This window comes from Sphingobacterium sp. IITKGP-BTPF85 (genome assembly GCF_001006065.1).
Lineage (GTDB): Bacteria > Bacteroidota > Bacteroidia > Sphingobacteriales > Sphingobacteriaceae > Sphingobacterium > Sphingobacterium anhuiense.
Genome location: NZ_ASZT02000049.1, coordinates 1 through 18,424, shown reverse-complemented (window position 1 = coordinate 18,424; position 18,424 = coordinate 1). Strand labels below are relative to the sequence as shown.

The following is an 18,424-nucleotide window of genomic DNA, read 5'->3' as shown; positions in this document are numbered from 1 at the left end:
AAAAAAGTAATAACAAGTCATGTTATTTACGTGTCAGCGCAATTATATTGTTAATGAAAGCAAATTTCATTAATTTGTATATACAAGGAGATTCAATCATGAAAGTAACACTAAATCGTCAAAATAAAGCAGTTCACTTTGAAGCAGCAAGTGAACTATCCAATGTAAAAGTAAATATTGATGGTTCAGAAGCTATTGGTGGTGAAGGCAAAGGAGTTCGCCCGATGGAATTAGTCTTAATGGCACTAGGCTCATGTAGTGTATTTGATCTTTCTTCTATTTTGACGAAACAGCGTCAGGAAATTGAAGATATACAAGTTGAGGTTGAGGGAAAACGCCGCGAGGAAATTCCAAATATCTTTACCGATATCCACATTAGCTTTTATCTAAAAGGTGCTATTGATGAAATTAAAGCTCAAAAGGCAGCAGAATTGGCGGTCAAAAAATACTGTTCGGTACATGATATGCTTGCCGCAGGTGGTATCAATATCACCTATTCACTCAAAATCAATTAATAATAGTGGAATGCTTAGCTCATAATCTGAACTTACGCATTGTAAAATAAAAACATACAAAAACCAGATAACTATTGATATCTGGTTTTTTGTACTTGGGGAGATTCCCCTTTTTTTAATAAAGGGCGCTTTATACTTAAATCTTATAATCTTCCCTGCTCTTCCGTCTTTTTAGGCATACTGGAATTATTCTTTATCTTCTGATTGCCAAAATGATAGCGTAATGTTATATTGACTTTGCGTGTATCTCGATAATCGTTATAGTAATTATTTTGGTCCGCATATTTTGAAGATACCCTTTGTCTTTCCGATTTAAAAATATCCATAAAAGAAAGATTGACTTCAAACCGTTTACGAAAAAACTTACGGCTCGTGATCAGATAGGTACTAGAATAACCTGTGATCTTAAAAGGTCCCTGTATGGTAGGCGACTCGAAGGTGTTTCCAAGCTCAAGGTTCCAATCGCTTTCTTTATTCAGCACGAAAATTGAACTAAAATTTCCATTGGCCATCCACACTCGATTACGATACAATTGCATATCGCTACCTTGATAATTATTGACATTGTACATCCCTTCCAGTTGTGCGTTTAAACTCCAATTTTTCAATAATTGAAACTTTTACCCAAATCTACACCTGCTCCCTGCCCGTTTCGAATATTCGTGTAATGATAGATCAGTTGATGATTTATATTATCTTGAATAGCAATCTCCATGGACGGCCATTGCTCATATCGATAAAATAAATCTACATTCCAATCTTTTTTCGTTAACGTAATATTGAGATTATGAATAATTGTAGCCTTCAACCGCGGATCTCCCTGAAAATAAGAAAAAAGATTATAATAGGACTTCGCCGGGTTTAACCACGAATAAGCAGGTCTGCTGATACGCTTACCGTAAGAAAACCCCCATTGGTATTCCTGATCTGTTTGGTACTGAGCATAGAAGGTTGGAAAGAGTACCCAATAATTTTGATTATTCCGGTCTTCCGGTTCTGAGACGACTCCTTCCAATGCCGTATTTTCAAGACGCAAACCTCCTTTCCAACTCCATTTTCGCCATTTATATGCTATTGATCCATATACAGCTGCCTGTTGTTCATCGTAATCAAAAATATTACTCTTATCTGATCGAGGCTCAAAACTTCCTGAAGCATCATCTGAAAACATTAAGGTACTTTTCGTTTTCACAGCACTAAACTTACCTCCAAACTCAATGGCAATATTATTCATATTTACAGAAAGATCGAGCTGTGTTGTGAATAATTGGTTCTGTGTAGCATTGTCACTCAGAAAGCGCGTACTTTTAGGATCTTGATTCTTAAATTGTAGATCTGTCCATACATCCTGTAGATTAGATTTACGATTTGTTGTAAAATAGGAAGACCAATTTGCATTCCAGTTGGAATTTATTTTTTTATTGACCTGCAGATAAAAATTATTGGTTTTACGCGATTCTATATGATCGTTCTTCGTCAAATAATAGGACTCCATTAGCCCTTCCTTATTGTAAATGGAGGTCGGCACTTCATATAATCCAGTTGATTTTGGTCCATAATACCCATTCAAACCTATGGCGATATTCCAGGTTGTATCGGGCGTATAGTCAAAAGAAAACACGTAACTGTTTTGGCTATTATTTTTATCGATACGGGTCATAACACTTTCCCAGGAAGTTTGATCATTCGGATAGTAGACAAAATCGGTTCCATAGCGCGCATATGTCCCTCTTCCAAAATTATAAGTGGCGCGAACATTAACTTTTTCATTTTTATAATATTGGGTCAGTCCAAATAGTTGCTTACCATAATTACTTTGCTCTGCCAATGCCAGTAGCGTACCTCTGTACCCAAATAGTTGCGATTTATTGAGTTTTATATTAATAATAGTACTTCCCTCCGCTTCATATTTTGCAGGTGGACTTGTAATGACCTCAATAGATTGAACATCCGATCCTGCTGTATTTTCGAGTAACGTTTTTAGTTCTTCCCCGCTCATCATCAGTTTTCTTTCATTAATCATGACAACTACTTTTTTGTCTCCACGTACAGCTATACTACTTCCACTTACCATAACCATAGGTGTCCGTTTCAAAATATCCCAACTGTTCAATCCGGATAGGTTACTTCCTTGCACATTAAACTCTAAACGATCAATTTTTCGAGTAACCCTTGGTCTTTTACCGGTTACTTGTGCTTCTTCCAGTTTCGACTCATTAGGACTTAACTTTATTAATAATGGAACTTGTAAGGTATCTGATCGAAAATTCAATTCTCGGCTCTGATAATTTAAATGGGATATTGCCATACGGTATAGCCAGTTGTCTTCTATTACAAAATCAAACCTACCGGCAGTGTCGAGTCTTAATGTGTGGATGGGTTTACTTATACTGTCCAATAAAATGACAGTTGCTCCTTTCAAAGGAATTTCGTTTTGATCGCAGACACCACCGGATAAACGCTTCCCTTGAGCCTGTCCAAGAAAAGGTAATAATAATAGAATAATTAGATACTTCATACTTGATTAAATTGCTGCTACAAAGTTGCCTCAAGTAGTGGAGAGCGATGGTTAATAAAGAGTTAATGGTAGGTTAAGGTTCTATTTATTCAAAATCGCAACCTATATTTGTATATGGAACTTAAGTCTAAAAACTATATTTATTTTTTCACAATCCTCTTTGTTATCCTTATTGGCATTCAATCCTATTTGCTCTTGAATTCTTTTCAATTGAAGAAAAGGGAGATATATTCGCTAACAAAAGAGAAACTAGGAAAAATAGATGAGACTGACGCTCTATTCGACAATGATCTCCTTAATAATCAAGACGCAACTTCTTACTACATACAACTAGCTCAGAAAAAAATTACGCTTGCAACGCTGGAAAGCAGTTATGCTGATAAAGTAAATAAAACTGAGAAAGCGTTGACACATTATGTAGATAGTCTTTTTTCCCCATTAGGTTTTCAGGTAAGATTACAAAAAGAGATTCTGCAAATCACCTTTCAAAACGCTCAAGAAAAACTGATCAAAAAGCCAATAATTGTCTATAAAACAAGTGGTGAAATGACGCATCCATTGGAGTTATCTTCTGGAACCTGGTCTACTGAAAAAACTGTTAAACAGTTAACGAAAGAACAGTCAACAATCACTGCTGAGCAGGAAGATAAACAGTACAGTTTTCTTGTTCTTCGAAGATCAACGTTTGAGGTGGTCAATATCAACTGGATTGTTTTTAAGGAGTTAGCACTCCTACTCTTCAATTCAACATTGATTCTATTGGCTTTATTATTCTTATTTTATCGAACATATCAGAATTTAAAACAGCAACAGAAAAAGATTAGTCAGTTGCATGATGCCGTTGACAATATTTCGCATGAACTAAAAACGCCCATTGCAACGCTTAAAGTAGCTTTAAAAACAATTCAAAAACAACCTGATCCTACCATTCTACCGTTATGGAACGTCAAGTGGAACGTCTGGAAAACACTTTACAACCCTTGCATGAAAGTGACAAAACAGATGCAGACATCCCCATTACCTTTGATCAAGTGAAGATGATACTTGCTGATTTTAAACTTGCTCATCCTCATATAAAATTTGATATAAATGAGTTTTCAACAATCGAAATACCAATTAACGAATCCGATTTTACGACCATTATTGTCAATCTTATGAATAACAGCATCAAGTATGGCGCTACTCATCTGAGTGTATCAATTTCCACGAACAAGAATTTATTTGAAATCCAAGTACGTGATAATGGGATAGGAATGGCTTTAAAGGAAATTCCTCATATCTTTGAGAAATTCTACCGCATACAAAAAAATAATATCCATGATAGCAAGGGTTTAGGACTAGGATTATATCTGGTCAATACGATTGTAGGGCGTCATCAAGGCAAAATAGACGTTACTAGCAAAATCAATATAGGAACTACTTTTAATATTATAATTCCCCATGAATAAACTTTTGTTAATTGAAGACGATGCTGATTTCGGATTTATGTTGCAACATTATTTACAGCTTTCTGGATATGATGTGCACTGGATGCAAAGCCCAGAGGAATTACTGCTTGCTGAAAATATACTTCCTTACGATCTGTTAATTTTGGATGTAATGTTACCCGTTAAAAGCGGTTTCACATTAGCGCAGGAGATCAAAGAATACTATCCTGAAGTCCCTTTTATTTTCCTAACCGCCAAAGAACAAAAAATAGATAAAATAACAGGTTTAAAAATTGGCGCTGACGATTACCTTACAAAACCCTGTGATCCAGAGGAATTAGTATTAAGAATCCAAAATATTCTAAAGCGTAATAAAAAAACTGATCAGATCACATCAATTACACTTGGTAGTTATCAATTTTTCCCTCAGCGATTACTCCTCACTCATCCACTGGAACAATTTAAACTAACAGAAAGAGAAGCGAAGCTCTTACAGTTTCTATGTCAACGCAATGGTTCTCTTGTGACAAGGGAAGAAATCTTACAGCAAGTCTGGGGTAACAGTGACTTTTTTAATGGCCGCAGCATGGATGTTTTCATTACGAGATTACGCAAGTACCTCAAACATGATTTAAATCTACACATTACTTCTTCAAGAGGTGTAGGCTTTAACATTTCCTTTTAATATGCGCGCTTGGTACTTATATCGTGATATTAGGTATCTAAACTATCTTCTCTTTTTTGCCATAATTTTTCTGCCCAACGACCAACAAACCAGAATGATACTGCCAAAATAAGAAAAAAGATTGCACGATTGATATTATCCCAAAGGTATTCTACATATCTTGTGTAGACATTCAATACAAAAAATACAAAACCAATTTCTCTTGTTGTATTGTCCTTCATCTTCAGTCCATAGATAACGAGACCTGCGGCTACTGCTGTCGACAACAGACCCCAATAAAAGATGTGGTACTGTCTTACTAAAGTCCATTCATAGAAATCTGAATAATTACCAAAAATAGAAAGAGACCACAATGAAATCATTAAGTAAAGTAAGCCAATGAGGTAGCTTAGCGGTTGAAATTCTATCAGTTTTGAACCGTGGCTGCACATAAATAGCAATTAATGTCAGCATTAGTCCAAAAATAGTAAAACGTAGTGGGTAATTCATTCCCCAGAACTTAAATCCCCAATCACTATGATATGCTGTTTCGGTCGCAAACCAGATTCCTAATGCAACAAGCATAAATACCCATATGAGCTTAGATTTTAAGCGGTTCGCGAGATATCCGTATATGAGGACTGATAATAGAAACAGTAAAGAATAGTGCATACTATTCTTATCCAATACCTTTCCTAAAAATCCGATGCATGCTGCTGTCGAAAAAACACCTATCAACATCATGGTTTCAATAGAAAGATTTTTATTAGGAAATTTTGTTTTGTAACGAAAGCCGAGGGTATAAAACAATACAGCTAAAGCACCAAAAAAGAGACAGAATAAAATATTGGGCGCTTCGTACAGTGTATCTACAAATTTGAGAAATGCAGTATCAGTCATTAAAGAAAAAACTGCAAATACCAAAGATGCTAAGGCAACCCAAAATGCATACCGTGCTAGGCGCTTCCAATCAAAGCTTTTGACGTCAATGCTATCGACCATAGCTTTTGCTGTCGATGCATCAATTACATTTTCCTTTTCCCAAAATTGTATTGCTTCTTCTAAGGATTCTTTTTCTTGTTTAGTAACGTCTAATTTCTTCATATAACTTTTGTGGTGGCAAAATACAAATTATACCTTTTACTTAAGGTATAGATTTGCAATAGCGTGACAATAATAAAGAGATGAGCACTCTTAAAGTTCATTAAAAATAAGTAATTTTGCATGTTTGCAGAAATTCATCTGCGTTTGGAAGAAAACAGCGGTTACATGACAAAGAAAATCACACCTGATTTAGGTGAACAAAGTGAAGTTCAAGTATTTGGAGCACGTGTACATAACCTCAAAAATATTGACATTTCATTTCCTCGAAACGAATTGGTTGTTATTACAGGATTAAGTGGCAGTGGTAAATCGTCATTAGCTTTTGACACCATATACGCGGAAGGCCAAAGGCGTTACATGGAAACATTTAGCGCATATAGCCGTCAGTTTTTAGGTGGTATGGAACGACCGGATGTAGATAAAATTTCTGGTTTGAGTCCTGTGATTTCTATTGAACAAAAAACAACAAGCAAAAATCCGCGTTCTACTGTCGGCACCATCACTGAGGTGTATGATTTTATGCGTTTGCTATTTGCTCGCGCAAGTGAAGCATTTTCTTATGTTACAGGCAATCGCATGCAACGCATGTCTGACGACCAGATTGTTGATCGTATTTTAACCGATTTTGATGGACAGGCTTTGAATATTTTAGCTCCCGTGATCAAAGGGCGTAAAGGTCATTACCGTGAGTTGTTTGAGCAAATCCGTAAACAGGGTTATGTTAAAGTCCGTGTAGATGGAGAAATCGTAGATTTAACGCCTAAAATGCAGGTAGACCGCTATAAAATACACGATATTGAAATTGTGATCGACCGCCTAAAGGTTACTGCCGACGATAAAAAAAGGTTGCAAACATCTGTTATGCAAGCGATGAAGACAGCAAAAGGAATTATTAAGGTAGCCAATCAAGAAAATGTCGAGCAATTTTTCAGCCGCTATCTCATGGATGCCGAATCAGGTATTTCTTACGATGAACCGCAGCCTAATACGTTTTCATTTAACTCCCCATACGGTGCCTGTCCAAAATGTGATGGCCTAGGATATATTTTTGAAATTGACAAAAACACAGTTATCCCTGATGGAAAATTAAGCATTCAAAAAGGAGGCTTAGCTCCCTTAGGACCTGCAAAGGAGACCTGGAACTTCCAAGTGTTGAAAGCTGTGGCTAAAAAACTTGATTTTTCTTTGACAACACCGCTAGAGAAGTTGACAGAAGAGCAAATCGACACGTTACTATTTGGTGCTGAGGAGCCTATTTCAGTTGCTGTTTCCTACGGCAGTTACGATGTACGTGATTACCGCATTGAGTTTTCTGGCATTTTCAAAATGCTAGAGGAGCAGTCTGGTAAATCTAGTGATGATATGTCTTCTTTAGATGATTTCAGATCAAAGATTGTATGTCCAACTTGTGAAGGCGCCAGGCTTAAAAAGGAATCACTACATTTTAAATTTGCCGGTAAAAACATTTATGAACTGGCACATATGGATATTAAATCGCTATATGAATGGTTCTCAAATGTAAACGCTTCTTTAGATGAACGTCAACAGATCATTGCTACCGAAATATTAAAAGAAATACAATCGCGTTTAGGTTTCCTACTGGATGTAGGCTTAAATTACCTGACTATAGATCGTTCTTCTAAATCGCTATCTGGTGGTGAAGCGCAACGTATACGACTTGCGACACAAATAGGTTCCCAACTTGTCAATGTTCTATACATCTTGGATGAGCCGAGCATCGGTCTCCATCAGAGAGATAATGAGCGTCTGATCAATTCTTTAAAAAATTTACGTGATATCGGCAATTCAGTGCTGGTTGTTGAACATGATAAAGACATGATCTTAAATGCAGACTATGTTATTGATATGGGACCTGCCGCGGGTGTCAATGGTGGTCAAGTGGTTGCTGAAGGAAAACCGAAAGATATCCTGAAATCAAAATCACTAACTGCAGCTTATTTAAATGGGAAAAAAGAGGTTGCTATTCCTTCAGAACGAAGAGCTGGAAACGGAAAAACATTATCTTTAAAAGGTGCAACAGGAAATAACTTAAAAAATGTTTCTGTTGATTTTCCACTTGGAAAATTAATTCTTGTCTCGGGTGTTTCGGGTTCTGGTAAATCAAGTTTGATTACCGGTACGTTATATCCGATTCTAAATAAACATTTTTTCCGTGCAAAAGGTATTCCACTTCCTTACAAAAGTATCGAAGGTCTGGAGCATGTCGATAAGGTCATTGAAATAGACCAAAGTCCGATCGGTCGTACGCCAAGATCAAACCCTTCTACTTATACGGGTGTATTTTCAGATATCAGAACTTTATTTGTCCAACTTCCTGAAGCGAAAATAAGGGGTTATAAACCGGGACGTTTTTCATTTAATGTGAAAGGCGGACGTTGTGAAACTTGTCAAGGTGGTGGAATGAAGGTTGTGGAAATGAATTTCCTTCCTGATGTTCAGGTTCCTTGTGAAACATGTCATGGAAAACGTTATAACAGAGAAACTTTGGAGGTTCGCTTCAGAAGTAAATCCATCTCAGATATCCTGGATATGAGTGTTGATGAGGCAGTCGTTTTCTTTGAAAATATTCCTTCCATCTATCGTAAGATTAAAACATTACAGGATGTTGGCTTGGGTTATATTACATTGGGACAGTCTTCAACAACATTATCGGGCGGGGAAGCACAACGGATTAAATTGGCGACAGAGCTTTCCAAGAAGGACACCGGAAATACATTTTATATCTTAGATGAACCGACAACGGGTTTGCATTTTGAGGATGTTAATGTATTGATGGGCGTAATCAACCGATTAGTTGACCGTGGTAACACGATCTTAATCATCGAACATAATCTCGATGTTATTAAATGTGCTGATTGGGTGATTGACATTGGCCCTGAAGGTGGTAAAGAAGGCGGTAATGTCTTATTTGCAGGTGTACCTGAAGAGTTAATCAAAAATAAAAAGAGCGAAACGGCTCGATTCCTTAAACTGGAAATGCAATAACGAACAGTTAGATTTGATACGTAAGTATTACGTATCAAATCTAACTCATGAAAGTTAATAAGTAATGTAATTTATACGACAACTTTCTAACGGAATTAAAAGCATTCCTCATTAATTTCGTAACTTCGCGTCATATGTCGGATATTATTCAATTATTACCAGATAATGTTGCCAATCAAATTGCAGCGGGTGAAGTCGTACAAAGACCTGCCGCGGCAATCAAAGAATTGATTGAAAATGCTATTGATGCTGGGGCTGACAAGATACAATTGATCATCAAAGATGCTGGAAAATCATTAATTCAAGTGATTGATAATGGTTGTGGAATGAGCGTGACGGATGCACGTCTTTGTTTTGAACGACATGCTACTTCCAAAATTCGTAAAGCAGAAGATTTGTTTGCCATTCGTACAATGGGATTTCGAGGTGAAGCAATGGCTTCCATCGCTGCCATTGCACATGTGACTTTAAAAACACGTCGTTTTGAGGATGAATTGGGTACTGTCGTAGAGATAGAGGGCTCTAAAATCATCAATCAAGCACCAGAAGCTGTCGCTGCTGGCACCAATATTTCCATTAAAAATCTATTTTACAATATACCTGCACGCCGAAACTTTTTAAAAAGCAATTCGGTCGAGATGCGTCATATTATTGAAGAGTTCCAACGGATAGCATTAGCTAATCCTGAAATCTTTTTGACGTTACATAGTGATGGTAATGAAATGTTTCATTTACCTGCGGAAACATTGAAACAACGTATTGTTCATCTATTTGGCAACACGTATAATCAGCGATTAGTACCTGTAGAAGAGGATACCACGATCATAAAAGTAAATGGTTTTGTAGGAAAGCCTCAGTTTGCTAAAAAAACAAGAGGGGAACAATTCTTCTTTGTTAATAAGCGATTTATCAGAGACCATTACTTGAATCATGCTGTGATGAATGCTTTTGAAGAAATTCTGCCAGCAGAAACATTTCCTTTATATGTGCTTTTCATTGACATCGATCCTTCAAAGATTGATATCAATGTACACCCAACGAAAACGGAAATTAAATACGAAGATGAAAAGGCAATTTACGCGATCATCCGATCTGCTGTTAAAAGGTCTTTGGGACGATATAATATCGCGCCTTCTTTGGATTTTGAGCAAGAAACAGGTTTCTCAAACATGATCACGCCAAAACCTTTGGACGAGATCATTGTACCTACGGTGAGTTTTAATCCTGATTTTAATCCGTTTGAACCTGATCAGATTACAAAGACGACATTTTCGCGTTCAGATAATTATTTAGCAGGTTTTGAAAAGAAAACGGCTATTCCTCAAAATTGGGATACTTTATATCAAATTACTGAACAGGATGAATCGATGCAACTGCCTTTAGAGCACGAACAACAGGACCGTCCAATTCATCAGATACAAGGTATAAAAAGTCAAGCGACAACGAAACAATTTTTTCAGATCCACAATCGATTCATTGTTTCACAAATTCATTCTGGTGTGATGCTGATCGATCAACAAGCTGCTCATGAACGCATCTTATTTGAACAGTTCAAATCACAGCTTGATCAACATAAAGGTTTGAGCCAACAGAGTCTGTTTCCGCAAAGTATTGATTTAAATCCTTCGGATAATGAATTGATGCAAGATTTATTGGAAGATATTCAAAGTTTAGGGTTTCAAATTCGTTCATTTGGAAAAAACAGCTATATCATTGACGGAATACCTGCAGATTTAGGTACCGGAATTGACGAACGTAAAATTATTGAACAGATCTTAGAAGATTATAAGAACAATCTTAATGATTTCAAAATTGAGAAACGTGAGAATTTAGCAAAAAGCTTAGCGCGCAATGCGGCAATAAAACCAGGTACTTTTCTGGATAATAATGCGATATCAGAACTTATTGATCAGCTTTTCGCTTGTGAGTCTCCAAATATCTCTATTTTTGGGAAACCAATCGTTATTACCATTACCTTACAGGAACTATTAGAAAAGTTTAGTAAAAACTAATTTAAATTTATGAATAACGCTAATCCGCTATCAAATTTACCAACAGTAACCAAAAACTTACTGATTATTAATGTAGTTTGTTTTATCGGTTCAATGATATTTACAAACTCCACCCGAATGTTTGGCGTGTTCTACCCGGACTCTCCTTTTTTTAGGATTTGGCAAATCATCACCTATATGTTTATGCATGGAGGGTTTACACACATATTTTTCAATATGTTCTCTTTATTTATGTTTGGACCTATCGTGGAGCAGGTATTAGGAGCTAAACGTTTTCTGAATTTTTATTTGTTTACAGGAATTGGCGCCCTGATCCTTCAGTTTGGTGTTCAAGCATTCGAAGTTTATCAAATTGCAGGTACGATCAGCCTAGTAGCAGTTTAACATTTGATATGCTTGCCGGCACAGTTTATACCAATAATCCTTTGGTATCTCAGGCGGGATTAGGGACTTTGGTTTCTATCTATAATACACCTTTAGTTGGTGCTTCTGGTGCTATTTATGGTTTACTACTAGCATTTGGTTATTTATTCCCTAACTTAAAGCTAGCCCTAATCTTTATACCTGTACCTATAAAAGCTAAATTCTTTATTCCAATCCTGATCTTGATTGAAATATATTTAGGTTTTTCAAATTCTGGTGGATCAATTGCACACTTAGCCCATGTCGGTGGAGCCTTATTTGGTTACCTACTATTAAAGGTCTGGAGTATTAAAAAAGGAATATATTAATTAACTTTATAAGATGAGGGAAAACTCGTTCAAAAACTTTATCAGGACAACCTTCGGTTCAGGCTCTCCCATTCCATTTATTATTGGTGGACAGGTTTTCCTATTTATTCTGATTTATTTTTTTGATCTCCTTTTTGAGCTGAAGATTATTTCTTTCCCTCTTTTTCAATGGAGCGTAGATAAACTAAGTTTACCAACAAATTTTCAGGCATTCATCCAGCAACCGTGGTCTCTACTTACATATAACTTTCTATATACGGGCCTTTTCAATGTTGCTTTTGATTGTTTGTGGCTGTATTGGTTAGGTACTATTTTCTTTAATTTTTTAAATAGGAAACAGTTTCTTTTCATTTACATTGTCTCCGCTATCATGTCCGGACTGATCTTTTTAGTCTTCTCACACCTTGCTCTTTTCTCCAATACGATTAATCCTCCATTGAGCACTGGAGCATTTGGATTAGCGTCAATTTTAGCAGCTACAGCTACCTTAGTTCCAAAATATGAACTTAGACTATTGCTGTTTGGGAATGTTAAATTAAAGACTATCGCTATCATTTATTTTGCAATCCAGTTTTTGTTCTTCATACTTACGAATAGACCTGCGGCCATCAGTTATTTTTGTTCCATTCTCTTTGGAATGGGATTTATTTATGCACTGCAATCGGGCATGGACTGGTCTAAAGTATTTAAAAGAAAACAGAAAAGATCCACAAAAATGAAAGTTGTCGTAGGTAATGGTGCACAACAATCAAAGCATCATCGTTATGATTTACCCAATCAGGATCAGATCGATCAAATTTTGGATAAGATATCCTTAACAGGGTATGATAGTCTAAGTTCACACGAAAAAGAAATTCTTTTCAAAGCAAGCAATAATAATAAGATCGATGGTTAAGCGTGTATTGTTAAAAAAAAAATTGGGCTATTTAAGCAGGACCGTTTTCATTTTTAACATTCTTGCTATTGTTGCTTTATTGATTAGCTATTCTGCTTCTTTCATCAATCCTAAGACATTTTGGCCTATTGCATTTTTTGGTTTAGGTTATTTACCGATCTTACTTGTCAATATTGGTTTTATTGCTTATTGGTTGTTAAGAAAACCTAAAATGATTGTATTTTCTTTAGCAGCGATCTTACTTGGCTGGCCATTGCTAACAAAACACTGGAATTTACGTTCGAGCTCTCCAATAACTCAAAAAGCATCTGATCAGATCCGCGTACTTAGCTTCAATGCCCATCTTTTTAAAGATATCAACGACTCAAAGAAAAATTTCAAAAATGATGCGATAAAGATATTGGACAGTATTAAACCTGACATTGTCTGTTTCCAAGAATATTACAGTAAAATAAAAGGGAAATATGTCATCTCTAATGAGTTTAAGAGCAAACTAGGCTATGACTATCATTATTTTGCAGAAAGTGCCAAAAATGATTATGAGGCTTATGGAATGACCATTTTCTCCAAATATCCGATTATAAATTCTGGTAATATCTTAGATAATGACTATGGTATCAACCGCATTTCGTACGCAGATATTGAAAAAAATGATAGTACTATCCGCGTCTACAATGTTCATCTCAGATCTTTTGCTCTTCAAAATGATGAAAAGGAATTTTTTCAAAATCCATCATCCAAAAAGGAGACTGATAATGCTGCTACACGTCGCATTGGACGAAAGCTTAAAAATGCTTTTGAATTTAGAAGTGAGCAGGCTAGTTCTTTAAAAAAACATATGGACGCTTGTCCTTTCCCTTTTATCGTAATGGGTGACTTTAATGATACTCCTATGAGCTATTCAGTAAATCGGGTGAGTAAGGGTCTCCACAATGCATTTAAAGAAAAAGGATCGGGTTGGGGAGTGACGCATTATGAATTATTGCCGATCTTTCAAATTGATTATATTTTTGCCAGTTCCAATTTTGATATCTTAAATTATCATGTGGTTAAAAGAAAATTATCAGACCACTACCCTATCTGGAGCGATTTGAAATTGAAACACCTTTAGTGCATCTGAATTCCCAATGCACGAAATGCTCCTGCAACAAAATGATCTTTTCTATTTTTTATCTTAAAGTAAGCTTCTCTACCAAAATAATAACGTCCTACTAGTGCCTCAATATCTGACTGAATAATTTGATGCAGACGATCTGCTTCAAGTTTGTTCACAGCTATTCCTTTTTTTAATAAAAAGGAAATGAAATCATTAAACTCGGAGTCAGGCAAATTGTAACCACTCAAGAAATTTTCTATGGAATAAGCTGGCAATTTTTTGTAAACCTATCATAAACAAATTCTTGTATACTATTGGAATGATATATTTCTCTATATTTAGCACTGATTTCATTGGAATCTATTGGAATGAGAACGTCGGGCTGAATTCCACCTCCCCCAAATAGCATTTTCCCCTTACTGGTGGTATATAAATCATGAGGATTAAATTCGGTATCCAACGTCCATAGGTCAAATGTGGTCATATACTTAGACTGATCGTAATTTGCGCGCGTATATTTGCGCTGAATACATCTGCCCAAAGGCGTGTAATAACGTGCTACTGTCAGGTTAACGGCAGAGCCATCGGCAAAATCAAATTGTTCTTGAACTAATCCTTTGCCATAGGAACGACGACCGACTACTGTACCTCTGTCTAAATCCTGTAGCGCACCTGTCACGATCTCGCTTGCGGAAGCTGAATCTTCATTAATAAGTATTACGATGCGACCTTCACTAAAATCACCGGTTTCTTTTGAGAAATAATCCCTTCTCAATTCATTGGCTCCTTCGGTATACATCAGTAAACGCTTATCTTTAAAAAACATACTGGCTATTTCAATAGCTGTATGTACATAACCGCCGCCATTACCTCTCAAATCTAAAATTAAATCTTGCGCTCCACTTTTTCGAAGATCGCGCAATTTGATTTTAAAATCTTCAGAAGTCTGATGCCCAAAACGTCTTATTTTTACGTAAGCTACTTTAGGAGCTATCATGTAGGATGCATCCAATGTACTCACAGATACTTGATCGCGAACAACTTTGAGCGGAGTTGTCAAGATTTCGTTATTTCGTTTCACAATGATGTCTACTGTAGATCCTTTTTTACCTCGAATCAACTTGTCTACTTCATTTTCTGTCACACGTACGCCAGCTATATTTCGATTCGCAATTTTGACCAATCGATCTCCAATCTTCATTCCAGACTTTTCTGCAGGACCTGCTGAGATCATTCCGACAACAAGCAAGGTATCGTTAAGATTAAAATACTCAACACCAATACCATCAAAAGTTCCTTCCAGAGCCTCTGCTTGTGCTAAACGTTCATTGGGTTTTAAATAGGTTGAAAAAGGATCTAATCGGGTAATGATATGCTGAATGGCTTCATCCTGAATCGTATCCAAACTTACTTTATCAACGTAATTGTCCGATATTAAATTAACTAGATATTGAACTTTTTCAGAATTACCGGTCAGTCCTCCTGCTAGAATAGAAGTTGACTGTTTATTACCTTGTTCATCGGCATATTTTTGCCCAAGCAATAGCCCCACGAGTAAAACTCCTGCGTATGTTGCTGCCACAAAAATATTCCGTTTTATACTTCCTTGCATATGAAAAGATGCTTCAAAAATACTAAGTTTTATCCATTAAAACCACAATATATGCGTTGATTTTTGGATTAAAACAAAAGTCGTTAAAAGTGGTTAATATGTGAAAGTTTTCTCAACTTTGTGTTTGTAACAATCAAATAATCTGCCAAAATGCACGAAATTGAACCTTTTTACAATTGGAGACATGATTATATCGCATCGGAAGATGAACAGTCTCCTTTTTACGGAACGATATATAATGAATTTGAATACGACAAACAGATTTATAATTTCCTTTTACACCCCCAGTGGGACGACTTTGGTTCACATACTTTATATTTGAAAGCCCTATTTGTAGACTATGACAAGCAATTTTGCATCATCGAACTGATCGGCGAATGGAATGATGCCATTGATAATGACATTATGATCCTGAAGCGTGAAGTGATTGATCTGATGATCGCTTCGGGTATTAATCATTTTATATTAATTGGTGAAAATATTCTTAATTTTCATGCTTCAGATGATACGTATTATGAAGAATGGTTTCAGGATATTGATGATGGTTGGATAGCTGCTGTTAATTTTAGGACACATGTCATCACAGAATTTATGCAAAATAATATTGATTATTATATCAATTTTGGAGGAAACCTCAATGATCTTTCTTGGCGTACCTTAAAACCAATTCAAGTTTTCCATCATATCAATGAACAATTAACCAAACGATTGAATGGTTAACAACATTTGAAGATACTATGACATTCAAATTTTACTAAGATGAAGTGTTTGAATGCCTGTTCTCTATATTTTTACTTAACTTTGTTATATTAAAAAAATCAAACGCTATGTCATTTAGAATAGAAAAAGATACCATGGGTGAAGTTCAAGTACCTGCAGATAAATACTGGGGTGCTCAAACAGAACGTTCACGCAATAATTTCAAAATTGGTCCTGCTGCATCTATGCCACATGAAATTATCGAAGGTTTTGCTTACTTGAAAAAAGCTGCTGCTTATGCTAATGCTGAATTAGGTGTATTACCTATTGAGAAACGTGATGCTATTGCTGCAGTTTGTGATGAGATCTTAGCTGGTAAATTGGACGATCAATTTCCATTGGTAATCTGGCAAACAGGTTCGGGAACTCAATCTAACATGAATTTAAATGAAGTAATTGCAAACCGTGCTCAGGTATTAGCTGGTTTCAAAATTGGAGAAGGTGAGCCTGTGTTAAAAGCGAATGATGATGTGAACAAATCACAATCTTCTAATGACACCTACCCTACTGGAATGCACATAGCGGCCTATAAAGCAGTTGTTGAAGTAACAATTCCTGGTGTTGAAAAACTACGTGATACATTAGCAAAAAAATCTGCTGAATTCATGAATGTTGTTAAAATTGGCCGTACTCACTTAATGGATGCAACTCCTTTAACATTGGGTCAAGAATTATCAGGCTATGTAGCACAGTTGAATTATGGTATCAAAGCTGTTAAAAATACTTTAGCGCATTTGGCAGAAGTAGCATTAGGTGGTACTGCAGTTGGTACGGGATTAAATACACCTGCTGGATATGATGTTCTGGTAGCAAAATATATCGCTGAATTTACTGGTCATCCTTTCATTACTGCTGAGAATAAATTCGAAGCTTTAGCTGCGCATGATGCCATTGTTGAATCACACGGATCATTAAAACAATTAGCAGTTTCGTTAAATAAAATTGCTAACGATATCCGCATGTTGGCTTCTGGTCCTCGCTCTGGTATTGGTGAAATTATTATTCCTGAAAATGAACCTGGTTCTTCGATCATGCCTGGAAAAGTTAACCCTACTCAATGTGAGGCTTTAACAATGGTTGCTGCTCAGGTAATGGGTAATGATGTAGCTATTACTATCGGTGGTACTCAAGGTCACTATGAATTGAATGTATTCAAACCTTTAATGGCGTCTAACTTTTTACAATCAGCTCGATTAATCGGAGATGCTTGTGTATCATTTGAAGAGCACTGTGCAAGTGGTATTGAACCAAATTATGCTCGTATTAAAGAATTAGTTGATAACTCTTTGATGTTGGTAACGGCTTTGAATACTAAAATAGGCTACTACAAATCGGCAGAAATTGCACAGACAGCACATAAAAATAACTCGACATTAAAAGAAACGGCTATTGCATTAGGATATGTAACTGCTGCAGAATTTGACGAGTGGGTAAAACCTGAAGAAATGGTAGGTAGCTTAAAATAAGGCTATGATTCTATTTTTAAATAAATTAAAAAATATCAAAGCATACCTATTTTTAGCAATGGGTATGCTTTTGCTATTTGGAAGTTGCAAATTCAATTCGGAAATGCAATCTGAGGGTGCTAGTTATTTGCAAGGGGAATGGAAACAAGACAGTATTGCCGACCAAGATCAAATGTTGCAATATACGCTCACAGATTTCCGTTTTACCTGTGACTCCATTTATGCACGCATGTATGTCCATGCTAAAACAAAGCAGATATCAGATAGCTGTTATAATAATGGGTCTTGGATCGAATATGCTAAAGGTATTTATGTTGTACGTGGTGACAGTGTCATTGTCGATGGTATATACGTCAAAGAAAATGGCAAACAAAAAGTATCTGGCTGCTATCGCCAAGGTCAATATTTACCAAGGTTTAAAGTTGCTTTCCACTCTAAAGATTCTCTAGTATTAGAAAATAAATATGATCAGCGTCCTATCATATTACGTAAAACAAAGGATGTAATTTGTGTCCCGCAGAAACGCTGGCAATAAAAAAGAATAAACGTGTAGCCATTTAATTTTTTAAATGGCTTTTTCTATCATTAACGACACGCTCGTCACTATCTGAGCAAAAAA

15 protein-coding genes and 2 pseudogenes are annotated in these 18,424 nt (G+C 36.1%); 12 read left to right on the top strand and 5 right to left on the bottom strand.

Features of this window, described 5'->3' with window-relative positions:
* Positions 1 to 98: 98 nt before the first annotated feature.
* Positions 99 to 515 carry an OsmC family protein gene (locus tag L950_RS11530; protein WP_031287012.1) on the top strand — a complete coding sequence of 139 codons (417 nt, stop codon included), beginning with the start codon at positions 99 to 101 and terminating at the stop codon, positions 513 to 515.
* Between the two features lie 143 nt (positions 516 to 658).
* Here the strand turns inward: L950_RS11530 and L950_RS32940 are convergent.
* Positions 659 to 2,010 (bottom strand): annotated as a pseudogene (locus L950_RS32940) (outer membrane beta-barrel family protein).
* 1,233 nt (positions 2,011 to 3,243) lie between these two features.
* On the opposite strand from L950_RS32940, the gene L950_RS11520 reads away from it, so the two are divergent.
* From L950_RS11520 to L950_RS11515, 3 genes are read left to right on the top strand one after another with little or no spacing between them, the layout of a single operon-like run.
* A complete protein-coding gene (locus L950_RS11520) occupies positions 3,244 to 4,068 on the top strand; it encodes a hypothetical protein (protein WP_156169662.1) in 825 nt (274 codons plus the stop codon).
* Positions 3,972 to 4,481: a sensor histidine kinase gene (locus L950_RS26410; RefSeq protein WP_084825427.1), complete on the top strand. Its 510-nt coding sequence runs from the start codon at positions 3,972 to 3,974 to the stop codon at positions 4,479 to 4,481. Before L950_RS11520 ends, L950_RS26410 begins: the two co-directional genes overlap by 97 nt.
* Positions 4,474 to 5,145: a response regulator transcription factor gene (locus L950_RS11515; RefSeq protein WP_021188034.1), complete on the top strand. Its 672-nt coding sequence runs from the start codon at positions 4,474 to 4,476 to the stop codon at positions 5,143 to 5,145. Before L950_RS26410 ends, L950_RS11515 begins: the two co-directional genes overlap by 8 nt.
* A 29-nt stretch (positions 5,146 to 5,174) precedes the next feature.
* Here L950_RS11515 and L950_RS32935 read toward each other — a convergent pair whose 3' ends face one another.
* Together L950_RS32935 and L950_RS11510 are read right to left on the bottom strand one after the other, a co-directional pair.
* Positions 5,175 to 5,507, bottom strand: a complete 333-nt coding sequence (locus L950_RS32935; RefSeq protein ID WP_231577153.1) for a hypothetical protein — start codon at positions 5,505 to 5,507, stop codon at positions 5,175 to 5,177.
* Positions 5,473 to 6,228, bottom strand: coding sequence for a hypothetical protein (locus L950_RS11510; protein ID WP_231577151.1), 756 nt, complete (start codon positions 6,226 to 6,228; stop codon positions 5,473 to 5,475). Before L950_RS11510 ends, L950_RS32935 begins: the two co-directional genes overlap by 35 nt.
* 165 nt (positions 6,229 to 6,393) lie before the next feature.
* On the opposite strand from L950_RS11510, the gene uvrA reads away from it, so the two are divergent.
* From uvrA to L950_RS11480, 5 genes and pseudogenes are all read left to right on the top strand, one after another.
* A complete protein-coding gene (uvrA, locus tag L950_RS11505) occupies positions 6,394 to 9,234 on the top strand; it encodes an excinuclease ABC subunit UvrA (RefSeq protein WP_031287009.1) in 2,841 nt (946 codons plus the stop codon).
* Between the two features lie 134 nt (positions 9,235 to 9,368).
* Positions 9,369 to 11,246 (top strand): DNA mismatch repair endonuclease MutL, encoded by a 1,878-nt coding sequence (gene mutL, locus L950_RS11500; protein ID WP_021188032.1) that lies wholly within the window; start codon positions 9,369 to 9,371, stop codon positions 11,244 to 11,246.
* A gap of 9 nt (positions 11,247 to 11,255) precedes the next feature.
* Positions 11,256 to 11,977, top strand: a pseudogene (locus tag L950_RS32930) (rhomboid family intramembrane serine protease).
* A 13-nt stretch (positions 11,978 to 11,990) separates the two neighbouring features.
* On the top strand, positions 11,991 to 12,872 hold the full coding sequence (locus L950_RS11485; RefSeq protein WP_021188029.1) for a rhomboid family intramembrane serine protease: 882 nt from the start codon (positions 11,991 to 11,993) through the stop codon (positions 12,870 to 12,872).
* The gene (locus tag L950_RS11480; RefSeq protein WP_021188028.1) at positions 12,865 to 13,983 is read left to right on the top strand and encodes an endonuclease/exonuclease/phosphatase family protein; all 1,119 of its coding nucleotides are present in this window, start codon (positions 12,865 to 12,867) and stop codon (positions 13,981 to 13,983) included. Before L950_RS11485 ends, L950_RS11480 begins: the two co-directional genes overlap by 8 nt.
* On the opposite strand, the gene L950_RS32925 is transcribed toward L950_RS11480, so the two are convergent.
* Both L950_RS32925 and L950_RS11475 read right to left on the bottom strand, forming a co-directional pair.
* Entirely contained in the window at positions 13,980 to 14,144 is a 165-nt protein-coding gene (locus tag L950_RS32925) for a hypothetical protein (RefSeq protein ID WP_231577150.1), read from the bottom strand. The two genes, L950_RS11480 and L950_RS32925, sit on opposite strands and share 4 nt — an antisense overlap.
* Positions 14,145 to 14,224: 80 nt before the next feature.
* Complete coding sequence (locus tag L950_RS11475; RefSeq protein ID WP_021188026.1) at positions 14,225 to 15,580, bottom strand: S41 family peptidase; 1,356 nt, start codon at positions 15,578 to 15,580, stop codon at positions 14,225 to 14,227.
* 150 nt (positions 15,581 to 15,730) lie between these two features.
* On the opposite strand from L950_RS11475, the gene L950_RS11470 reads away from it, so the two are divergent.
* The 3 genes from L950_RS11470 to L950_RS11460 all read left to right on the top strand — a co-directional run bounded on the left by L950_RS11470 (position 15,731) and on the right by L950_RS11460 (position 18,340).
* Complete coding sequence (locus L950_RS11470) at positions 15,731 to 16,300, top strand: hypothetical protein (protein WP_021188025.1); 570 nt, start codon at positions 15,731 to 15,733, stop codon at positions 16,298 to 16,300.
* 107 nt (positions 16,301 to 16,407) lie between these two features.
* A complete protein-coding gene (gene fumC, locus L950_RS11465) occupies positions 16,408 to 17,805 on the top strand; it encodes a class II fumarate hydratase (RefSeq protein ID WP_021188024.1) in 1,398 nt (465 codons plus the stop codon).
* Between the two features lie 4 nt (positions 17,806 to 17,809).
* On the top strand, positions 17,810 to 18,340 hold the full coding sequence (locus L950_RS11460) for a hypothetical protein (protein WP_021188023.1): 531 nt from the start codon (positions 17,810 to 17,812) through the stop codon (positions 18,338 to 18,340).
* The last annotated feature ends 84 nt before the right edge of the window (positions 18,341 to 18,424 follow it).

What these genes read in the sequence shown, in the direction of transcription:
- L950_RS11530 (WP_031287012.1), top strand. Translation starts at nt 99, where the DNA reads ATGAAAGTAACACTAAATCGTCAAAATAAAGCAGTTCACTTTGAAGCA.
- L950_RS26410 (WP_084825427.1), top strand. Translation starts at nt 3,972, where the DNA reads ATGGAACGTCAAGTGGAACGTCTGGAAAACACTTTACAACCCTTGCAT.
- L950_RS11515 (WP_021188034.1), top strand. Translation starts at nt 4,474, where the DNA reads ATGAATAAACTTTTGTTAATTGAAGACGATGCTGATTTCGGATTTATG.
- L950_RS32935 (WP_231577153.1), bottom strand. Translation starts at nt 5,507, where the DNA reads ATGATTTCATTGTGGTCTCTTTCTATTTTTGGTAATTATTCAGATTTC.
- L950_RS11510 (WP_231577151.1), bottom strand. Translation starts at nt 6,228, where the DNA reads ATGAAGAAATTAGACGTTACTAAACAAGAAAAAGAATCCTTAGAAGAA.
- uvrA (WP_031287009.1), top strand. Translation starts at nt 6,394, where the DNA reads ATGACAAAGAAAATCACACCTGATTTAGGTGAACAAAGTGAAGTTCAA.
- mutL (WP_021188032.1), top strand. Translation starts at nt 9,369, where the DNA reads ATGTCGGATATTATTCAATTATTACCAGATAATGTTGCCAATCAAATT.
- L950_RS11485 (WP_021188029.1), top strand. Translation starts at nt 11,991, where the DNA reads ATGAGGGAAAACTCGTTCAAAAACTTTATCAGGACAACCTTCGGTTCA.
- L950_RS11480 (WP_021188028.1), top strand. Translation starts at nt 12,865, where the DNA reads ATGGTTAAGCGTGTATTGTTAAAAAAAAAATTGGGCTATTTAAGCAGG.
- L950_RS11475 (WP_021188026.1), bottom strand. Translation starts at nt 15,580, where the DNA reads ATGCAAGGAAGTATAAAACGGAATATTTTTGTGGCAGCAACATACGCA.
- L950_RS11470 (WP_021188025.1), top strand. Translation starts at nt 15,731, where the DNA reads ATGCACGAAATTGAACCTTTTTACAATTGGAGACATGATTATATCGCA.
- fumC (WP_021188024.1), top strand. Translation starts at nt 16,408, where the DNA reads ATGTCATTTAGAATAGAAAAAGATACCATGGGTGAAGTTCAAGTACCT.
- L950_RS11460 (WP_021188023.1), top strand. Translation starts at nt 17,810, where the DNA reads ATGATTCTATTTTTAAATAAATTAAAAAATATCAAAGCATACCTATTT.